Origin of the sequence: Bizionia sp. (assembly GCF_048259285.1) — a bacterium.
Lineage (GTDB): Bacteria > Bacteroidota > Bacteroidia > Flavobacteriales > Flavobacteriaceae > Algorimicrobium > Algorimicrobium hallyeonense.
In genome coordinates, this window is sequence record NZ_JBLXHU010000024.1 from 1 (window position 1) to 19,565 (window position 19,565).

At 34.3% G+C, this 19,565-nt stretch carries 18 protein-coding genes; 8 read left to right on the plus strand and 10 right to left on the minus strand.

The window, feature by feature from the left end:
- The first annotated feature begins 50 nt into the window (after nt 1-50).
- Entirely contained in the window at nt 51-848 is a 798-nt protein-coding gene (locus ACN0QX_RS11335; protein ID WP_417197087.1) for a neuromedin U, read from the plus strand.
- 132 nt (nt 849-980) lie between these two features.
- On the opposite strand, the gene gldC is transcribed toward ACN0QX_RS11335, so the two are convergent.
- Together gldC and gldB are read right to left on the minus strand one after the other, a co-directional pair.
- On the minus strand, nt 981-1,313 hold the full coding sequence (gene gldC, locus ACN0QX_RS11340; protein ID WP_248397850.1) for a gliding motility protein GldC: 333 nt from the start codon (nt 1,311-1,313) through the stop codon (nt 981-983).
- Nucleotides 1,306-2,271, minus strand: coding sequence for a gliding motility lipoprotein GldB (gldB, locus tag ACN0QX_RS11345; protein WP_417197089.1), 966 nt, complete (start codon nt 2,269-2,271; stop codon nt 1,306-1,308). Before gldB ends, gldC begins: the two co-directional genes overlap by 8 nt.
- A 93-nt stretch (nt 2,272-2,364) precedes the next feature.
- Here gldB and nadE point away from each other — a divergent pair, with 93 nt between their 5' ends.
- Together nadE and ACN0QX_RS11355 are read left to right on the plus strand one after the other, a co-directional pair.
- Nucleotides 2,365-3,153 (plus strand): NAD(+) synthase, encoded by a 789-nt coding sequence (gene nadE, locus ACN0QX_RS11350; RefSeq protein ID WP_417197091.1) that lies wholly within the window; start codon nt 2,365-2,367, stop codon nt 3,151-3,153.
- A gap of 93 nt (nt 3,154-3,246) precedes the next feature.
- Nucleotides 3,247-3,873: a response regulator gene (locus ACN0QX_RS11355; RefSeq protein WP_417197093.1), complete on the plus strand. Its 627-nt coding sequence runs from the start codon at nt 3,247-3,249 to the stop codon at nt 3,871-3,873.
- Here the strand turns inward: ACN0QX_RS11355 and dnaG are convergent.
- A complete protein-coding gene (gene dnaG, locus ACN0QX_RS11360; protein WP_248397839.1) occupies nt 3,868-5,829 on the minus strand; it encodes a DNA primase in 1,962 nt (653 codons plus the stop codon). The genes ACN0QX_RS11355 and dnaG overlap by 6 nt on opposite strands.
- Before the next feature lie 133 nt (nt 5,830-5,962).
- Here dnaG and ACN0QX_RS11365 point away from each other — a divergent pair, with 133 nt between their 5' ends.
- The 3 genes from ACN0QX_RS11365 (at nt 5,963) to ACN0QX_RS11375 (ending at nt 9,546) form a co-directional block, all read left to right on the plus strand.
- A complete protein-coding gene (locus tag ACN0QX_RS11365) occupies nt 5,963-7,060 on the plus strand; it encodes a DUF748 domain-containing protein (protein ID WP_417197095.1) in 1,098 nt (365 codons plus the stop codon).
- Between the two features lie 75 nt (nt 7,061-7,135).
- Entirely contained in the window at nt 7,136-8,968 is a 1,833-nt protein-coding gene (locus tag ACN0QX_RS11370; protein WP_417197097.1) for a Xaa-Pro dipeptidyl-peptidase, read from the plus strand.
- A 257-nt stretch (nt 8,969-9,225) separates the two neighbouring features.
- Nucleotides 9,226-9,546, plus strand: a complete 321-nt coding sequence (locus ACN0QX_RS11375) for a hypothetical protein (protein WP_417197099.1) — start codon at nt 9,226-9,228, stop codon at nt 9,544-9,546.
- Nucleotides 9,547-9,840: 294 nt separating this feature from the next.
- Here ACN0QX_RS11375 and ACN0QX_RS11380 read toward each other — a convergent pair whose 3' ends face one another.
- The 4 genes from ACN0QX_RS11380 to ACN0QX_RS11395 form a co-directional block, all read right to left on the minus strand.
- On the minus strand, nt 9,841-10,920 hold the full coding sequence (locus ACN0QX_RS11380; protein WP_417197101.1) for a hypothetical protein: 1,080 nt from the start codon (nt 10,918-10,920) through the stop codon (nt 9,841-9,843).
- Between the two features lie 28 nt (nt 10,921-10,948).
- Nucleotides 10,949-11,719: a hypothetical protein gene (locus ACN0QX_RS11385; RefSeq protein ID WP_417197103.1), complete on the minus strand. Its 771-nt coding sequence runs from the start codon at nt 11,717-11,719 to the stop codon at nt 10,949-10,951.
- Complete coding sequence (locus ACN0QX_RS11390; RefSeq protein ID WP_248397826.1) at nt 11,706-12,287, minus strand: RNA polymerase sigma factor; 582 nt, start codon at nt 12,285-12,287, stop codon at nt 11,706-11,708. Before ACN0QX_RS11390 ends, ACN0QX_RS11385 begins: the two co-directional genes overlap by 14 nt.
- A 62-nt stretch (nt 12,288-12,349) precedes the next feature.
- The gene (locus ACN0QX_RS11395) at nt 12,350-13,327 is read right to left on the minus strand and encodes a polyprenyl synthetase family protein (RefSeq protein WP_248397823.1); all 978 of its coding nucleotides are present in this window, start codon (nt 13,325-13,327) and stop codon (nt 12,350-12,352) included.
- Between the two features lie 329 nt (nt 13,328-13,656).
- Between ACN0QX_RS11395 and ACN0QX_RS11400 the strand changes: the two genes are divergently transcribed.
- Nucleotides 13,657-14,814: a T9SS type A sorting domain-containing protein gene (locus ACN0QX_RS11400; protein ID WP_417197105.1), complete on the plus strand. Its 1,158-nt coding sequence runs from the start codon at nt 13,657-13,659 to the stop codon at nt 14,812-14,814.
- Nucleotides 14,815-15,117: 303 nt separating this feature from the next.
- Nucleotides 15,118-16,017 (plus strand): choice-of-anchor J domain-containing protein, encoded by a 900-nt coding sequence (locus tag ACN0QX_RS11405; RefSeq protein ID WP_417197107.1) that lies wholly within the window; start codon nt 15,118-15,120, stop codon nt 16,015-16,017.
- A 56-nt stretch (nt 16,018-16,073) separates the two neighbouring features.
- Here ACN0QX_RS11405 and rlmN read toward each other — a convergent pair whose 3' ends face one another.
- The 3 genes from rlmN to ACN0QX_RS11420 form a co-directional block, all read right to left on the minus strand.
- Complete coding sequence (gene rlmN, locus ACN0QX_RS11410) at nt 16,074-17,114, minus strand: 23S rRNA (adenine(2503)-C(2))-methyltransferase RlmN (protein WP_248397816.1); 1,041 nt, start codon at nt 17,112-17,114, stop codon at nt 16,074-16,076.
- 69 nt (nt 17,115-17,183) lie between these two features.
- Nucleotides 17,184-18,233, minus strand: coding sequence for a tRNA preQ1(34) S-adenosylmethionine ribosyltransferase-isomerase QueA (queA, locus tag ACN0QX_RS11415; protein ID WP_248397815.1), 1,050 nt, complete (start codon nt 18,231-18,233; stop codon nt 17,184-17,186).
- A 101-nt stretch (nt 18,234-18,334) separates the two neighbouring features.
- On the minus strand, nt 18,335-19,564 hold the full coding sequence (locus ACN0QX_RS11420) for a 3-phosphoshikimate 1-carboxyvinyltransferase (RefSeq protein WP_417197109.1): 1,230 nt from the start codon (nt 19,562-19,564) through the stop codon (nt 18,335-18,337).
- Nucleotide 19,565 lies beyond the last annotated feature (1 nt).

The following is a 19,565-nucleotide window of genomic DNA, read 5'->3' on the forward strand; positions in this document are numbered from 1 at the left end:
TATAGCGTAAGTCAATAAATCCAATTCAGTATTAATTTAAAAATACAGGTATGAAAAAATTTACACTAATGCTATGTTTTTGGTTATTTCTACTTTCTGTTTACGCTCAAGAAAAGTTCGGTTCTGATGATTATAATTCCGATCTCACAAGTCTTGAGTACAAAATACAAAGTCCAATTGCCAATTTGGCGGTTATTCCACTTCATTATAATCTTTCTATTTCTAATGAGAATATGAATGTTTTAAAATTACAAACCACAATTCCTACGGCAATAGCCCAAAAATGGCTCCTTATAAATAACGTTAAAATACCAGTGATAAATGCGCCTTCAATTAGAGGTTATTCAAATGGTTTTGGAAATATCCAAATTATGTCCGTCATAACACCTTCAAAAATCAGCAATTTTACTTGGGGATTTGGCCCCGCTATTCTGTTTCCATCGATAAATAAATCTTTAGGGTTTGATAAGCTTTCTGTAAGTCCAACAGTTGTCATTATAAAACAAGCAAATACTTTTACCTACGGGGTTAGGCTACAAAACTTTCTGTCGATTGCGGGAAATAGTAATACAGAAAAGGTTAATTTTTTGAATTCTGAAATTATACTATCAAAGAATTTAAAAAACGGTTGGTATGTCTATTCTAGCCCCAATATTACTGCAAACTGGAATGCGGAGAGCAATAAGCAATGGACTATTCCATTAGGAGCTGGAGTAGGAAAATTAATTACCCAAAACCGCTATTTACCACTTAATTTAAAGGGGAGTGTTTATAAATATGTTGCAAATTCTTTGGATGCTGATTGGTTGATTCAAGTAGAAGCCAGCTTTATTATAAATTCGAAGTAGTACGCGACGCGTGATGCGTTTTCTTCATTGCAATTCAAATATAAGCATGTTCCCAAGTTTTTCCGTTAAAATGAAAAACGAATGTTTTTCTAAATGATTATCAGGTAACAACAAGCTGTTTAAAACGTTTTCTTATTTCTTTAACTCTAATTTTTCTGCAAAATAATCGCAAAAATCCTTCATAGTTGCGGTCATTTTCTCATCTTGAGTAGCCCGATTAAACGTATCACTCATAGCAACTAAAGTTTGATGAAAAAACAATTTCATTTCGTCTACAGGCATATCTTTAGTCCACAAATCAATACGCAATGTTTCTTGGTTTTTACTGTCCCAAACAGACAGTAGCATTGCTTTTGCCTCTTCATTATCTATACCTCCATCTTGGGCTGTCCATGTTAAATGTTCGGGCACACGATTTTCATCTAATTCAACTGTTAGCTCTATCGTTGATTTCAAATTAGCCATTATCTTTTGGTTTATATTTACTATTATTAAAAATTTCTAAAGGTTCTGCTGTTAACAAACTTTTTATTGTTACGTCATTATTCGCCATATAGGATTTAACTATTTGCCAGCCTATAAATTGACCAACTCTACCTGGTGACTCATTATCAACTTGCTCCAAATAAAACTTGGAAAAAGGCGCAGGATTAATAAATCTGGATGGTAATTTGGCATTGGTATCATACAGCAATTCTTCGCCAATAAAATAATTCCAAATAAACCATTCGTTCTCAACGGCCCATTCTAATTGCGTTTCTGTGTAGCCTATTTTATCAGCATCTGAAACAAAGGGAATCATCATATCTTTAAAATACAGCTGTTTACCATAATAAATCATTTCGTCCAACAAGGTTTTTCTCGCGGTTTGATAGGCCTGTTTTTCAGCATAAGCTGCAGCCAAATCTACCACCATTTGATTCCTTTCAAAATTAGCTTTTAGATAAGTTGAAATTCCATCATAAAACTTATGATCCTTCCCCAAATAGGTATCGATAGAAATTAATACCAAGGTATCTGTTACAATTACTTTGTTTCTATAATCTACAGATGATGTGGCTGTAATAACGCGCGGTATTCTAAATTCTGGGAAATAGTATTTTACATGCTTAAAAAGTCTGGTAATGTCATCTTTCTCTTGACTGAAATCATCAAAAATCTGACTACTTTCTGTCATTAATTGTTGTTGCAAAGTATCTTGCATTCGTGCCTCCCAAAACTCATCAGGATACTGCTTTGGAAACATAAATGGAAAAGCAGCTTTAAGTTTTGGCAATTCATCAGGGGTTGCATTTCCAAAAGCTTTATCAAAACGTTCTACTGTAAAATCAACCTCTATCTTTTCTATATCCTGTTCAACTTGACTTTCTTGTTGGCAAGAAAAGAGGCAGAAAACTAAAAGGAAACTTACTAAATACTTCATAAAAAACTTATAGGTTGTTAATTTTTATTAGTCCAACGATTGCCATATTTTTGTGAGGCAAAGGTACATCACTTTGTTTAAAAAATCCATTAAATGCAAACAGAAAAAATTATCGATTATATTGTAACATGGCTTACCAATTATGCTACAAACGCTAAAGTTAATGGTTTTGTTGTGGGTATTTCAGGTGGAATAGATTCGGCAGTGACCTCAACCCTTTGTGCCAAAACAGGTTTGGATGTTTTGTGTATTGAAATGCCAATCCATCAAGCACAAAGTCATGTATCGCGTGGACAAGAGCACATAGCCTTTCTTAAAAAAAACTATCCAAACGTACGCGATACCCAAACCGATTTAACGCCCGTTTTTGAAGAATTTAAAACCGAAGTTTCTTTAGAAGGCAATCAAGACATTGTAGATATGGCTCTAGCAAATACGCGCGCACGATTACGCATGACGACCTTGTACTATTATGCTGGACTGCAAAAATTATTGGTTGCAGGTACTGGAAATAAAGTTGAAGATTTTGGCGTTGGTTTTTACACCAAGTATGGTGATGGTGGTGTGGATTTAAGCCCCATTGCCGATTTAATGAAATCTGAAGTTTATACTATAGGTGAATTTTTAAACGTACCCGCTTCCATTATGAAGGCAGCACCAAGTGATGGATTATTTGGCGATTCCCGAAGTGATGAAGACCAAATTGGCGCCTCCTATCCCGAGTTAGAATGGGCTATGACCATGGATGAAGCCGGAAGAAACGAAACTGAATTTGATGGACGGAAGCACACAGTTTTCAAAATATATAAGCGCCTGAACAATGCTAATAAGCATAAAATGAATCCAATACCAATTTGTGAAATTCCAAATAATTTAAAATAATAATTAAAAATGTATCAGATATTTCCTATCTTTATGATATACTTTCAACAAATAGCAACGCCTCATTAGTATTAATTTTATAATTTAATAATTATGATCAAATTGTTGGTGGTAGATAATCACCCTATTGTTAGAAAAGGGCTCGAACTATTATTTGTAACATCACCACAGATTCAAGTTGTAGGAGGTGTCAATAATGGAGAAGCTATTTTTGACTTCCTAAAACAACACCCTGTTGATATTATTTTAAGTGAAATAGATTTACCAAAACTAAATGGTATTACGGCTTTGCGACGTTTAAGGAAAGAATTCCCGAAAGTTAAAACCATCATGTTTAGTGCACAACCAGAAGAAATTTATGCCATAAATACTATTAAGTCTGGTGCTGAAGGCTACCTGATGAAGAGTGTAGATATCATGACAATTAAAGAAGCTATTTTAAAGGTTCATGACGGAAGTGTTTATTTAAGCAATGATATTGCCGAGCAAATGTCCTCAAAAAAACGCGGTTCTAGATCGGGCAGTTATTACAAAAAACTCTCCATGCGGGAGATTGAAGTTTTAAAACTATTAGCTTCAGGCCGTAAAAACAAAGAAATAGCGCAAGAATTGAACATTAATGAAAAAACCGTGAGTACTTATAAAGCACGACTCATGAAAAAATTAAATGTCAGTAATATTGTTGATTTAATTAGTCGCGCTAAATTATTAGAGCTATAAAACGCGATTAAGTTTTCTTGAAAGCAGCATTTTTAAACTCGAATAATCCTTGACTTCTTCTAATATGTTTCGGTTTGTTTCCTGCTTATTACTTAACGTTTCTTGTTGAAATTCACGCACTTTTAAATCTATTAAATAGCAGCGTAAGCTTAAAATAGTTTCACTAACTAATTGTGCAATAGTCGTGTTTTTAGCTTTAGGGAAAATATTTTTACGTTCCCAATCAGACAATGAATGACGCTCGTCTTCCATTAAAATTGTAGTGATTTCTGACGCCATTAAAGGTTCAACTGTATTGACTATGTTCTCAATCTGTAAATCTGGGTTTTGATTTAAACTTTCAATAATGGTATAATATAAGTCCTTGAAGGTGTCATTGGTAAATTGCATTTCATCTTCCTGTAAGTCTAAATATATTTTTTCAAACACTTTAGCTTGATGCTTTACAGGTTCTAAAACCAATTCATTCGTATCGTTTTCCTTCAGAATTAAATCTTCAAAATCTTCCGTTTTATTCCCATAAAGTAAGAGTATTTGAATAATTTTCCGTTCTAATTCATATTGAACATCCACTTTTTTAGCAGACTGTTGTTCATTCTTAATAACATCAAAAGCTTTTTGCTCTTGCTTAAGCTGTTTATTAGTTTCTTGGGTTTCCTTTTTCGTTATTTGTGCCAAAGTGCTAAACAAAACCGATTCACTGATGTCCATTATTCGGGCACATTCCTGAATGTAAATCTCCGTTTTTATCCGATCTGGAATTTTTGCAATACTGTTTACAATATCACGGATGGTTTCGGCCTTTTTTATAGGATCGTTTTTTGCTTCTTTTACCAAAAGCGATGCTTTAAACTGAATAAAATCTTGGGCTTTATCTTCTAAATACGTGGTAATTTCCTCCAATGTATTTTGTTTGGCAAAACTATCTGGATCATCACCAGCAGGAAACGTACAAATCTTAACATTCATACCTTGTTCCAAAATTAAATCTATCCCTCGCAAGGAAGCCCGTAAACCTGCAGCATCACCATCAAATAAGACGGTTATGTTTTTGGTAAGCCTATTTATTAATCGAATTTGCTCTGGCGATAAAGCCGTTCCAGATGAAGACACAACATTTTTAATACCACGTTGATGAAACTGAATAACATCCGTATACCCTTCTACCAAATAACAATTATCCTCTTTGGCAATACTTTGCTTGGCGTGAAAAATACCATATAACACTTTACTCTTGTGGTACAAATCACTTTCTGGCGAGTTTAAATATTTGGCTGCTTTTTTATCACTGGTTAAAATACGGCCTCCAAATCCTAAAACGCGACCACTCATACTCTGAATAGGAAACATTACGCGACCCTTAAATCGATCGAATTGTTTTTCGCCTTTTACAATGGTTAAACCCGTTTTTTCTAAAAACTCTAATTGATAACCTTTTTTTAAAGCGTCGTCTGTAAAAGCCTGCCATTCATCTAAAGAATAGCCTAAATTGAAGGTTTTAATGGTCTCTTCTGTAAAACCACGTTCCTTAAAATAACTTAATCCTATGGCTTTTCCTTGATCTGTTTTATGTAAGATGTTTTGAAAATACTTGCTCGCATATTCGCTTACTAAATACAAACTTTCTCGCGCATCAGCCTGTTCCTTTTCCTCATTAGATTGCTGCGTTTCTTCAATTTCAATATTGTATTTATTCGCTAAATATTTTATAGCTTCCGGATAGGTAAAATGTTCATGTTCCATTAAGAAAGCCACGGCATTTCCGCCTTTCCCACTTGAAAAATCTTTCCAAATTTGTTTTACTGGCGACACCATAAAGCTTGGTGAACGTTCATCACTAAACGGACTTAAACCTTTGTAGTTACTACCCGATTTTTTCAATTGTACAAAATCGCCAATAACCTCCTCTACACGAGAAGTTTCAAATACTTGATCTATGGTGGATTTTGAAATCAAAAAGAAAGGGTTTTAGTTTAAAAAATTTAACGTGCTACAAATATAGTTTTAATACTGAAAATATGTTAAATCATTCTAAAAGAAAGGTCAAATAATAAGGCATTTGGTTATCTTAAATTTTTAAATTCTAAAAATGACTCCAAAAAATAAAAAGCCGGTTTATCGTAGAAAGCGTTATACTATTCCCATTATAATAATTGTCCTTTTAGTCGCTTTTCGCATGTATTTGCCTACGTTGGTTAAAAACCATGTTAATTCCATACTTAAAGATTTACCGGGATATTATGGTCACGTTGAAGACATAGACATTGCACTTATTCGCGGCGCCTATGTTATTGATGGTTTGTATTTGAATAAAGTAAACGCAGAAACCGAAATACCGTTTTTAAAATTTCCTAAAAGCGATATTTCTATCGAATGGAAATCCTTATTCAAAGGTAAAATAGTGACGGAAGTTATCATGTCTAACCCTGCAATTAGTTATGTTTTTGAGGATCAAGAATCGGAAGCAGGCACACCGGAGGCTGATGCAGACGATTGGACTAAAGCATTAACTGAAATTATTCCAATCGATATTAACCATTTTGAAATTCACAATGGAAAATTTTCATTTTTGCAAATGCAAGCAGAGCCACAAATTGATTTGAATTTCACAGAAGTTGAATTTACTGCTGATAATTTACGCAATGTGGTTTCTAAAGAAAAAACACTACCATCGCCCATTCATGCTACCGGAAGATCTATTGGTGCTGGAAACATGACATTGGATGGTAAAGTCAACTTAATTAAAGAAGTTCCAGATTTGGATATTGCCTTTTCTTTGGAAAATGTAGATATGACAGCTTTAAATGATTTTACCAAACATTATGCAAACATCAATTTTGAACGTGGAAATTTTGGTCTATTTAGCGAAATTGCTATAGCTGACGGGTATTTAAAGGGGTATATGAAACCGCTTTTAACAGACTCTGTGCTAATTGGTAAAGACGATAATTTTATTGAAACATTATGGGAAGGATTTATAGGATTCTTTAAATTCGCATTAAAAAATCAGAAAACCGATACCTTAGCAACCAAAATTCCTATTGAAGGAGATTTAAATAACGTAGGGACTAAAGTGTGGCCCACAATTACCAGTATTTTTAAAAATGCCTGGATTGAAGCTTTTAAAGGTGTCGTTGATGATGATATTGAATTTCAAGATGCCTTTCAAGAATCTAATGATGAATAACCTAATTTTGATGTGCCAATTAAAATACTAAATTGGTTACTCTATTTTTTTTAAATAATTAAACGCATTTTTATTATGAAACAACACGTTCAATGGTTTGTATATAGTATACTCTCCTTATTTAGTATTTCCTTGGTGAGTGCACAAGAAAAAGCCATCCCTGTTTTTGAAAATGGCGAAGCGCAAATAGTTGAAGCCTTTAGTAATACAGAGGATTGGATTCGTCATGACTTATGGGTTGAAACTACTTTTGACACGGATGGCGATGGTAAGATGGACCGGATGCACGTAGCAGTTACACGACCTAAACAAACCGACACTGAAGGTTTAAAGCTACCTATTGTATATGAATCTAGTCCATATTATGCTGGTGTTGCTGGCGAAGTTGACGGCTTATTCTGGAATGTAAATCATGAACTTGGTGAGGAAGAAAAGCCAAGAACCAAAGTAGAAGTAAAACGTACTGGTGAACGCCCTATAATTTCCAATTCGCAAATTCGGACGTGGGTTCCACGTGGTTACATTGTGGTGCATTCCTCATCGCCAGGAACGGGATTATCACAGGGTGCACCTACCGTTGGCGGCATCAATGAGTCTTTAGCACCAAAAGCGGTTATTGACTGGTTAAATGGTCGTGCAAAAGGTTATACAACACCGGATGGTAACGAAACTGTAGAGGCCTTTTGGAGTACTGGAAAAGTAGGTATGACTGGAACCAGTTATAATGGAACTATTCCATTGGCAGCGGCTACAACAGGTGTTGAAGGTTTGGAAGCTATAATTCCTGTAGCACCAAACACATCATACTATCATTATTACCGTTCTAATGGTTTGGTACGCTCACCAGGTGGTTATCTTGGTGAAGATATTGATGTGTTATATGATTTTATTCATAGTGGTGACGAATCCAAACGTGCTTATAATAATAGGACTGTTCGCGATACGGAGATGAAAAATGGTATGGATCGAGTGACTGGCGATTATAATGACTTTTGGGCTGGACGTGATTATTTAAATCAGATGAAGCCAATGACAGCTGCTTTATTAATGTCTCACGGTTTTAATGATTGGAATGTGATGCCAGAACATAGCTACCGTATTTATCAAGCCGCTAAAGACATGGGATTACCGGTACAAATTTATTATCACCAGTTTGGTCATGGAGGTCCACCTCCAATGTCTATGATGAATCGTTGGTTTACGCATTATTTACATGGTGTTAATAATGGTGTAGAAAATGATGCGAAAGCATGGATTGTTCGTGAAAATGACGACAGACTAAAACCTACGGCTTATGAAGATTATCCAAATCCTGATGCCAAACATATAACACTTCATTTAGGAAAAGGTGGCAAGACAGCAGGTCGTTTAACACCAATACCAGCAAAAAAACAAGGACAGGAAACCTTGGTTGATGATGCCACAGTTTCCGGAATAGATTTAGCACAAGCATCAGAATCTAAAAACAGGTTATTATATACATTACCAACTTTAACCGAAGACCTGCATATTTCTGGTTTAGCCAAAATATCCGTTACACTTGCTAGCAGTAAACCAGCTGCCAACTTATCTGTTTGGTTAGTGTCTTTACCGTGGAATGGAGAAAAAGGTGCCAAAATTACAGACAATATTATAACGCGTGGTTGGGCAGATCCTCAAAACCATAAATCTATTTCCGAGAGCGAACCATTAAAACCCGGCAAGTTTTATACAGTTAATTTCGATTTACAACCAGATGACCAAGTTATTCCTAAAGGGCAACACATTGGGTTAATGATTTTTTCTAGTGATAATCAATACACCATATTGCCAAAACCTGGAACGGAATTAACCATTGATTTGGATAAAACGACTTTACAACTTCCAATTGTAGGTGGTAAAATTGCTTTGGAAAAATCGATAAAATAAAGAGGTAATAAATTGGAGTTTTGTAAATTAAAAAGTATCGAATTTATCATGCATTATTGTCTTATTAGTTTTTTTGTAACATTTCCGAAACAACCTAATAATATGTTTTAGAGTAAATTAAGGAAAATTCACCTTAATGCTAATAAGGGTTAACGTTTGTTTAATATTTAAGTTTTATCGAGATTAATTAATTGATATAAAAAATAAATTATATAATTCGTAAATTATTAAAAAATTCCAATCCTGATTTTTTTTCCTTGACTGTTAAAGAACGTGAATTAATATTTACAACTGAAGTTGATAACCAAATTAACCAAAGGCTTGATACAGGTACTGGTTCTGGATCTGGATCTGGATCTGGAAGTGGAGATGGCTCAATTTGCGCAACCAATCGTGGGAAAACTGAAAACAGATGTTTAAGAAATTATTCTATTGCTACAGGAGCAGCTGCTATTCCTGGTGCTATATCTTTTGGAATAGGCACTCTAATAGGAATGGGTGCGGCAACAGGAGTATTTATTTGGTGCTTAGAGGATGCTCAAAATGATTCCGAGGCATGCATAGCCAATGGAGGATAGATAATAAAATTTTAACAATGAAAAAACAATACATTTACATACCGTTAGTAATAATATTAATTATTCAAATTTTTGATAAAGAAGATATTTTTTACCCAGTTCAGATTCTTCTGCTGGTAATTACTTTACTCTACGCAATCATTTTTTCCTATAAAAAAAATAAAGAAAAAAATTGATTTCGCTATTTATGATTAGATTTCAAATTCTACTTATTAAACATATATTATTAAACAAAAAAGGCTTCAATTAAATTGAAGCCTTTTTTATAATAACTAATTCAAATAACACTTAATATTAATCCATATCTAAGCGCAATCCTAGTGAAATATTGTTTTGGTCAATGGCTTGATCTTTAAATATGGTTGACAAATCATATTTAGCGTAAATACCAACATTTCCCCAAGACACATAACTACTTAAACCGTAAACAAAATTATTGGTGTTATAATCCTTAAATTTATCTTTTTGCTTACTGCCATTTTCATCATACTTTAATTTTTGTAAGGACTGCATGACAATGCCACCATAACCTCCTATTCCGAATTTGAATTTTTTGTACGTCGAGTACCTAAAATAATCATCACGCTCAATTTTTTTAGATGGCCCAAATTCAAAATGTAAAGGGACGACCAAATTGGTAGTTCTAAATTTAGATTTATTTAAGTTTAGTGGGTGTTCTTCCAATGTAACCACGTCATTTTCTTCCGTGAAATACAAATTATCTTTAATGTCTAATTTGTTCCATTGCACAGATAAACCGTATTTAAAACGAACGGCATTCGTGTTTTCAAAGATACGTGTCTTCCAAGCCCAACCTAATTCCACAAATCCTGAACCTCCTATTTTGTAAGGTGAATCGTTTAAGGATTGCCCTTCAATAATAGCATTATTAAACCCGATGGCAAAAACTAAATCACTCGTGGTTCTCCGGTCATAAACAACAGGCTTCTTTTTTGTTTTTGGTCCAATATAAATACTCTTCACGTCGTACTCATCAGAATCCTTGTTTTTGCCAATTTCCAATGTAAAACCGTCTAAATTAGCACCCGTATCCTGTGTAACATGCGCATTGCGTTCTAATAATGCGATACGATTTTCAATAATTGTTAAACGATTTTCAATATTTAATGCGTGCTTTTCCGCTGCAGCCGATTTTAATTTGGAGGCTTCTTCATAAGAAATTTCCTTATTATCCAAGCGGACATTAATAGCTTCCACAGCCTGTTTTAACTGTTCTTTTTCTTCATTTTGAACTAGCGTTTTCTGGTTCTCGAGCTGTTCAATTTTTTCGCTGTTATTTACTTCTTGTGCGTAATTAGCATATACGACACAGGTGAGCATAAAGCCTACTAAATATTTAATACTGTTTTGCATAACTGTTTGATTTGAAATTGATGAATTATTAATTATTACGGTCGGCCACCGCTGTTTTTACAATGGTGAAGTTTGTTTTTATGGTTTCAAAAACTTTATCTCGAAAGGATTTTTCCAAATCCATTTCCACGTCTTCTAATAAATTATTGGGGTTAATAGTATAATTTGTTTCATCTGAACCTGACACAGACGAAACCTTGGATGTTGCTTGTTTCAACAAGGCTTCTACTTCCAAATTTAAATCGGAATCAATAATCCCATTGGCAGTTTCGTTTTGGACAATCATATTTTCAGTCGCTTGGTTGTTAATTATTTGTTTGGCCTCTTCAGAGGTTTTCTCCACATCAGACGTATTGTTGGAAGTCACTTCACGCGACTCATCTTTATCCACAGCGGCATAACGTTTTGCTGATACTTTTTGTCTTTTTAAGGTTTGATTTTTAGCAGAACTCTTCGTAGCTAAATCTTCAACTAGACTACTGTTTTCTTTATCAGAACTAGTAACCATTTTTGGTGTTTCTACTTTGGAATCAATCTCCAGATTATTTTCAGAAGATGTTTCGACTACCACTGGATTTGATGTCTTTTCTATTTCCTGAAAAGGTTGAAAAGTATTCACTACAAACAACAAACCAATAATACTTGCAGCAATACCGATAAACCAGATATATGTATTTGATGATTTTTTATCTTGCTTATCCAATGATTCCGATAACTGATTCCAAGCATTAGACGACGGTTGAATTTGACGTTCCTCCAATGTTTTCTTTATATTATTTTCAAATTTATTTGGTGCCATATTGCGATGAATTAAGTACTTGTAATTGTTGTTGAAGCTGCTTTCGCGCTTTAAATAATTGCGATTTAGAGGTGCCTTCCGTAATGTTAAGCATATCTGCAATTTCTTGATGTTTGTAGCCTTCAATAGCATACATAACAAAAACTATTTTATAACCTTCGGGAAGCTGATCAATTAATTGTTGAATTTGCGCCACATCCATATTACTATGCACATTATTATAACTCTCTTGGTATTGATTTGATTCTATATCATCTACAGGAAATTCAATTTTTTTAGCTTGACGCAAATAAGAAATAGCTTCGCGAACCATAATTTTTCGCAACCACCCTTCAAAACTTCCCGTATCCTGAAATTGTTTTAAATGTGTAAATGCTTTAAGGAAACCGTTAAGCATGACTTCTTCGGCTTTTTGGAAATCTTTTACATAAAACCGGCAAACGCTTAACATTTTAGGCGCATGTGTATCAAAAAGCACCTGTTGGGCTTCGCGATTATTTTTAGCTGCCTTTTTAATAAGATTCGTGTTATTTTTATGTAGTTGAATAACCTTCAAAATTGCTTTCATTAGAGCTTCTATTAATAAAGACGCAAATTTTGTACTAAAGGTTGCCTGACGCTAAAAAAAAATTATTTTTTGCGCTGAATAACGTAATTCACCATAAGTTCTAATGAATCGCGAAAATCGGATTTGGGATAGGTATTAAGTATTTGTAAAGCTTCCTCTTGAAAAGCTTTCATTTTAACAATGGCATAATCTAAACCACCGTTTTCTTTAACAAATGCAATGACTTCGTTTACTCTTTTTTTATCTTTATTATGATTTTTTATGGAATTGATAATCCAATTTTTATCTTTTTTAGAAACGGTATTCAGCACATAAATTAAGGGCAAGGTCATTTTTTGCTCCTTAATATCAATACCTGTTGGTTTACCAATTTTCTCGGTACCATAATCAAACAAATCGTCTTTAATTTGAAACGCCATACCAATAAGCTCTCCAAATTTACGCATACGTTCTACATGATCTGAATCTGGTTTTACGGATGCGGCACCCAAGCTGCAACAAGCTGCAATTAAAGTTGCAGTTTTTTGACGGATAATTTCATAATAAATAGCTTCGGTAATATCGAGTTTTCGAGCTTTTTCTATTTGAAGCAATTCACCTTCACTCATTTCACGTACAGCAATAGAAATGATTTTCAATAAGTCGAAATCATTATTATCAATAGAGAGTAACAAACCTTTGGACAACAGGTAGTCCCCAACTAAAACGGCAATTTTATTTTTCCAAAGTGCATTAATAGAGAAAAAACCACGTCGTCTATTACTATCATCCACCACATCATCGTGCACTAACGTTGCTGTATGAATCAATTCTATAACGGATGCACCCCGATATGTACGCTCACTAACTTCGCCATTGGAAACCATTTTAGCAACCAAAAACACAAACATAGGTCGCATTTGTTTTCCTTTTCTATTAACAAGATAATGGGTAATCCTATTTAGCAGCGCCACTTTAGAAGACATAGCCAACTGAAACTTTTGTTCAAAAAGTTCCATTTCATAATCTACCGGCTGTTTTATTTGTTCTACTATTTTCAAAAGCAAATATGGCTATTGTGGAATGGCGAAATTACTAAAAAAGCCAGTGAAAAACTAACATTGATTCTGGTAGACACATATTTAAAAAAAATTCATAACAATTGTTTGTTAAGGGTGTTTTGAATTTGACGATTAAAACTCACACCTCGAATAAAACCGCCATAACTAACACGAAACCAATGAACTTCTACTTTCCTGATACAGGCCTTTCAATAAAAGGATTCGAGTAGCTTTTTAGAAATTTTTTTTGTAGCCAAAATCTTATGGGTTTTGTGAAAATAAACAATACCTTTGGCGTTAACTTTTTTTTAAAATTAAAATTAACAAACATGAAAAAAATTACTTTATTTTTATTTTTATTGTCTATTTCCTTTTCTTTTGGACAGGTTGTTTTAGACGAAAATTTTGATGCTGGTCTTTCTACACCAACAGGTTGGTCTAACACGGATTTAGCAGCTGGAGGCGTTTGGACTTTTGAAACAGGTGGAGAAGCGCCATTCTTCGGTGCGGCAAATGATGTTTTATACAGTGCGGCTGGATTTTCTGGCAGTTATGCCATGTTCAATAGTGATGCTTATGGTAATGATAGTGCACCAGAAAATGCGGCTTTAATAAGTCCTGCTTTTGATTGTTCAGCATTAACCGTTATAAAATTAACTTTTAATCATCTTATTCTTACGGAATATGGCGGAGAAGGTTATGTAGAAGTGTATAATGGTACATCATGGGTACAAGTTGCTGTTTATGATGAGACTACAGTACCTGCGCCTGACTATTTTACTCTTGGCGCTGTAACAATTGATGTTTCTGCTGAATTGGCTGGTGTAACTAATGCACAAGTTAGATTTAGATGGGTAGGCGACTGGTCTTATTATTGGACATTAGACAATGTAATGGTTCAGCAGCCAACAGGTTCTGCTCCTAATCCAGTAACAACTCCAACACCTGCTGACGGCGCAGTTGATGTATTTGTAGACCCTACAAATGGCGACTATCTTGTAGCTTTTGATTGGAGTCCTGCTACAACTGGCGATGCTGCAACTTCTTATGATGTTTATTTAGGTGATGCTGCCAACAATCTTAACTTATTAGGAAACACACCAAATGATATGGTAAATATTACTGGAATGGATTATTCTACAGAATACTTCTGGCAAATAGTTGCTAAAAATCTTGCTGGAGAAGCTGTGGGATCTAGCACTTGGAGCTTTACAACAGAAGAAGATCCATTATTATCTGTTGACACAAACACGCTTGAATTGTTTTCCATTTATCCAAATCCTGTAAACAATAATGTAACCATCAAGACGACTTTAAACATTAATGCTGTTGAAATAATCAATCAATTAGGTCAGCGTGTGTTACTTGTAAATGAAGCAAATATTGTAAATAATACGATTAATGTTTCTACATTAAGTAATGGTATTTACTTTATGAATATTTCTGCTGAAGGCAAAAAGCAAACAATTAAAATAGTTAAAGAATAACGACTATTTTAATTAAACAAAAAAGCGCTACTTTAATTATAAAGTAGCGCTTTTTTTATGGCTTTTTATCCGCCAACTTCAAACATTTACCATTAAATCAGATAATAAGCTATACCGTGGTTCCCATGTTCTACTAATTGCAAACAGCCATTAGGATTATTGAGAGAATGCGTAATTGAAAGAACTGCAAAAACACTAACATGATATATCTACGGATTAGGTGACATGTTAAAATCGTACGAAAATCGCTTAAATAATTTAAATTTTGTATTTTTATTGATTAATCCCGAAAATTATAACATTATGAAAAAAATTACTTTATTATTAAGCTTATTAATTTGCTACTCATTGAGTGCTCAAACAAATTTGTTTGAAGATGATTTTGAATCTTATACAGATTTTGCTATTACTGGTGTAGGATCATGGACTTTAATTGATGTAGACGGATTACCTACATATGGTTTCAATGGTGTAACGTTTCCTGAAAGCGCAAGTGCAAAATCTTTCCAAGTATTTAATTATACAGCTACCACACCCCCACTAACCTCTTCAGCTACAAGCAACTGGGAAGGGTACAATAGCACCAAAGGAATGGTTTGTTTTGCTGCTGTTCCAGCTGGAGGCGTTTTTAATAATGATTGGCTAATATCTCCACAAGTAACATTAGCAGAAAGCGGCAATAGTATTTCTTTTTGGTATAAAGCATGTGATGCAACGTATTCAGAAGAAATGTTTACAGTTGGAATATCCACTACAGATACAGCACCAGGTAGTTTCACCATTATATCAGCGAATCCAGAAAGTGTTCCACCAAATGACAATACCTGGAGACAGTTCACTGCTAATTTACCTGCCACTTACGATAATGCTTCAGTATATATTGGAATAAACTGTATATCTCAAGATCAATTCGGATTTATGATTGATGATTTTTCGGTTGACACCTCTTTGTTAAGCACTGACGAATTCGCATTAAACTCCATGTTTATTGGTTGTAAAGACAAAGTAGTAACCATTTATAATCTTCAAGGAGAGGCTAATTATCGCATTTTGAATATTGCAGGACAAGAAGTTCTTAACGGAAATACACGTTTAGAATCTCAAAACATTGATGCCGGCAATTTAGCTTCTGGAATTTATATTGTAGAGGTTACAGATGCTAATTCTAACGCACAAAAAAGAAAGAAAATAGTTATTGAATAATTATAAATAACTACTATTAAATTAAAAAGGCTACTTATAATTAAGTAGCCTTTTTTTTATGAACTCTTATTGGCTAACTGCCCGCAAGCGGCATCAATATCTTTACCTCGTGAACGTCTTACGGTAACTGTAATATTATTTTTTTCTAGCATGTTTACATACATATCAATAGCCTCATCATGTGCTTGTTGAAACATACCATCATCAATTGGGTTGTACTCAATTAAATTCACCTTACTAGGCGCAAACTTACAGAATTCTATTAAGGCATCAACATCCTTTTTTTGATCATTAATTCCTTTCCAAACCACATACTCGTAGGTAATTCTATTTTTTGTCCGTGCATACCAATACTCCAAAGCTTCGCGTAAATCCTTTAAGGGAAACGTAGCATTAAAAGGCATAATAGATGTTCGCACCTCATCGATGGCGGAATGTAAGGAAACGGCTAATTTAAATTTAACCTTTTCATCTGCCATTTTTTTTATCATTTTAGGTACACCTGACGTGGATACCACAATGCGTTTTGGCGACATACCTAAACCTTCAGGTGATGTTATTTTATCAATGGCTTTCAGCACATTGTTGTAATTCATAAGCGGCTCACCCATTCCCATAAAGACAATGTTGCTTAAAGGTCTGTCATGATAAAGTCTACTTTCATTGTCAATAGCAACCACCTGATCATAAATTTCATCTGGATTTAAATTACGCATACGCTTTAATCGTGATGTGGCACAAAACTTACAATCCAAACTACAACCAACTTGACTAGATACACACGCTGTTGTGCGCGTTTTAGTAGGTATTAAAACCGATTCCACAACTAACCCATCATGTAGCTTAACCGCATTTTTAATCGTGCCATCACTACTCCTTTGCATATCGTCCACCTTAATATGGTTAATGACAAAGTTATTTTCTAGCATAGCGCGTGTTTCCTTGGACAAGTTTGTCATATCCGCAAAACTATGTGCCGATTTACTCCAAAGCCATTCATAAACCTGATTACCACGAAATGCTTGATCGCCTTCTTTTTCAAAAAAGTCTCGTAATTGGTCTTTGGTTAAAGCACGGATATCTTTTTTATCACTCATATAAGATCTATAAAACGTAAAAAAATAAAATGAAAAAGCCTTGTAAAAACAAGGCTTTAATCATGTTTATTATATAATTAGCATGGCATCACCATAACTATAAAATTTGTACTTTTCTTTAACAGCCTCATCATACGCTTTCTTGATAAAGTCATGACCAGCAAAAGCGGAAGCCATCATTAAAAGTGTTGATTTTGGTGTATGGAAATTAGTAATCATGCAATTGGCTATACTAAAATCGTAAGGTGGGAAAATAAATTTATTGGACCAGCCATCAAACTCATTCAAGGTTCCACTGGACGAAACAGCACTTTCTACAGATCGCATTGCTGTTGTACCAACGGCACAAATGCGTTTTTTATCTTTAATTGCTTTATTAATTATATCTGTTGTTGGTTTCTTAATAATGATTTCTTCACTATCCATTTTATGCTTGGATAAATCTTCAACCTCAACAGGATTAAATGTTCCTAAACCAACATGCAAGGTTACATCCGCAAACTTAACGCCTTTAATTTCTAGGCGCTTTAATAGATGTCTCGAGAAATGTAAACCAGCTGTTGGAGCTGCAACGGCACCTTCATTTTTTGCAAAAATAGTTTGGTAACGCTCTTCATCTTCTGGTTCCACTTCACGCTTGATGTATTTAGGCAGTGGCGTTTCTCCAAGTTCGGTTAATTTTACGCGGAAATCTCTGTAAGAACCATCATATAAAAAACGAAGTGTTCTACCTCTAGATGTGGTATTGTCAATAACTTCAGCGACTAAAGATTCGCCTTCACCGAAATACAATTTATTACCAATACGGATTTTTCTAGCTGGATCTACCAACACATCCCAAAGACGCTGTTCTTCATTTAACTCACGTAATAAAAATACTTCAATACGCGCACCTGTTTTCTCCTTATTCCCGTATAATCTTGCTGGAAAAACTTTGGTGTCGTTTAAAATCATGACATCATCTTCATCAAAATAATCGATAATATCTTTAAACATTTTGTGTTCAATTGTTTGATCTTTTCTGTTTAATACCATTAAACGTGACTCATCCCTGTTTTCAGAAGGATATTCCGCTAATAACTCCTCTGGTAACTCGAAGTTAAAATGCGATAATTTCATTTTTTTGATAGACGTATATGTTTTAGAAGTTAATAATTTTACTCGCAAAGATTGCAAATATACAACCTGAAAGTAGGCGTTGTCAAGTATTTAGCCATTTATTATTCAGATAGCCTAATTCCAGTGGCTTTCAAGTCGTTCCAAAATGACGGATATGATTTTGAAACCACGCCAGCATCATGAATAACCAGGTCTGTTTTTAATGCTAATGGCGCAAAAGCCATAGCCATTCTATGATCGTTGTAGGTATCTATGGCAATATCTTTTTTTATGGTGGTCGTTGCTTTTAATTGCAAACTATCTTCCGTAATAATTACAGTAGCGCCTAATTTTTCTAATTCTGTTTTTAAAGCCACTAACCGATCCGTTTCTTTAATTTTGAGCGTATGTAAACCTGTTAAGTGACACGCTATTCCTAAACCGAAGCAGGAAACAGCAATGGTTTGAGCAATGTCTGGCGCGTTAACTAAATCTAATTTTATTTCTACAGAAGAATTTATTTTAGCTACTTTTTTTAGTGTGATGCTTTTCTCCTGAAATGATGTTGAGACTCCAAATTGTTTGTAAATTTTAGCTAAAACAGAATCGCCTTGTAAACTATCCATGTTATAGGATGTTAACGAAATTTCAGTTTCCATACGGCTTAAAGCTATCAAGCTGTAAAAATAGGAAGCTGAAGACCAATCGCTTTCAACGGTTAATTCGCTGTTTTTTATTTTTTTTAATGGTTTAATTTCAATAATATTATTTTCAAAAAAGGTTTCCACACCAATCTGATTGAGTAACTGAAGGGTCATTTTTATATATGGAATGGACGTGATTTCGCCATCTAACGTTACATATAATCCATTTTCCAATTTAGATCCAATAAGTAATAAAGCCGAAATATATTGACTACTTACAGCTGCTTTAACAGTCACTTGATTGTTAGTTAGTTTCCGACCTTCTATTTGCAAAGGTGGAAATCCAAGGTTTTCAAGATAAGAAACATCTGCTCCTAATTGATTTAAAGCATCAACCAGAATTTGAATGGGACGTTCTTTCATGCGCTTGGAACCTGTTATGGTCACCGTTCGGTTTTCTTGAACCGCAAAATAAGCCGTTAAAAATCGCATGGCGGTTCCAGCATGATGCACATCTATAGTATTTAAATCTGAAGACAACGCTTTTGCCATAAAAACCGTGTCGTCAGAATTGGATAGATTATGAATCTGAATTTCAGGATACAAGGCTTGCAGCAATAACAATCTGTTGGATTCACTTTTAGAACCCGTAATATTGATTGGATATTGCTGGTTTTTGATTACTGACTTTTGGAGTTTGAGATTCATA

Coding starts and splice junctions, on each gene's coding strand:
- ACN0QX_RS11365 (WP_417197095.1), top strand. CDS start 5,963: ATGACTCCAAAAAATAAAAAGCCGGTTTATCGTAGAAAGCGTTATACT.
- ACN0QX_RS11390 (WP_248397826.1), bottom strand. CDS start 12,287: ATGAAAGCAATTTTGAAGGTTATTCAACTACATAAAAATAACACGAAT.
- nadE (WP_417197091.1), top strand. CDS start 2,365: ATGCAAACAGAAAAAATTATCGATTATATTGTAACATGGCTTACCAAT.
- ACN0QX_RS11405 (WP_417197107.1), top strand. CDS start 15,118: ATGAAAAAAATTACTTTATTATTAAGCTTATTAATTTGCTACTCATTG.
- ACN0QX_RS11335 (WP_417197087.1), top strand. CDS start 51: ATGAAAAAATTTACACTAATGCTATGTTTTTGGTTATTTCTACTTTCT.
- gldB (WP_417197089.1), bottom strand. CDS start 2,271: ATGAAGTATTTAGTAAGTTTCCTTTTAGTTTTCTGCCTCTTTTCTTGC.
- queA (WP_248397815.1), bottom strand. CDS start 18,233: ATGAAATTATCGCATTTTAACTTCGAGTTACCAGAGGAGTTATTAGCG.
- ACN0QX_RS11380 (WP_417197101.1), bottom strand. CDS start 10,920: ATGCAAAACAGTATTAAATATTTAGTAGGCTTTATGCTCACCTGTGTC.
- ACN0QX_RS11370 (WP_417197097.1), top strand. CDS start 7,136: ATGAAACAACACGTTCAATGGTTTGTATATAGTATACTCTCCTTATTT.
- ACN0QX_RS11400 (WP_417197105.1), top strand. CDS start 13,657: ATGAAAAAAATTACTTTATTTTTATTTTTATTGTCTATTTCCTTTTCT.
- ACN0QX_RS11385 (WP_417197103.1), bottom strand. CDS start 11,719: ATGGCACCAAATAAATTTGAAAATAATATAAAGAAAACATTGGAGGAA.
- ACN0QX_RS11355 (WP_417197093.1), top strand. CDS start 3,247: ATGATCAAATTGTTGGTGGTAGATAATCACCCTATTGTTAGAAAAGGG.
- gldC (WP_248397850.1), bottom strand. CDS start 1,313: ATGGCTAATTTGAAATCAACGATAGAGCTAACAGTTGAATTAGATGAA.
- ACN0QX_RS11420 (WP_417197109.1), bottom strand. CDS start 19,564: ATGAATCTCAAACTCCAAAAGTCAGTAATCAAAAACCAGCAATATCCA.
- rlmN (WP_248397816.1), bottom strand. CDS start 17,114: ATGAGTGATAAAAAAGATATCCGTGCTTTAACCAAAGACCAATTACGA.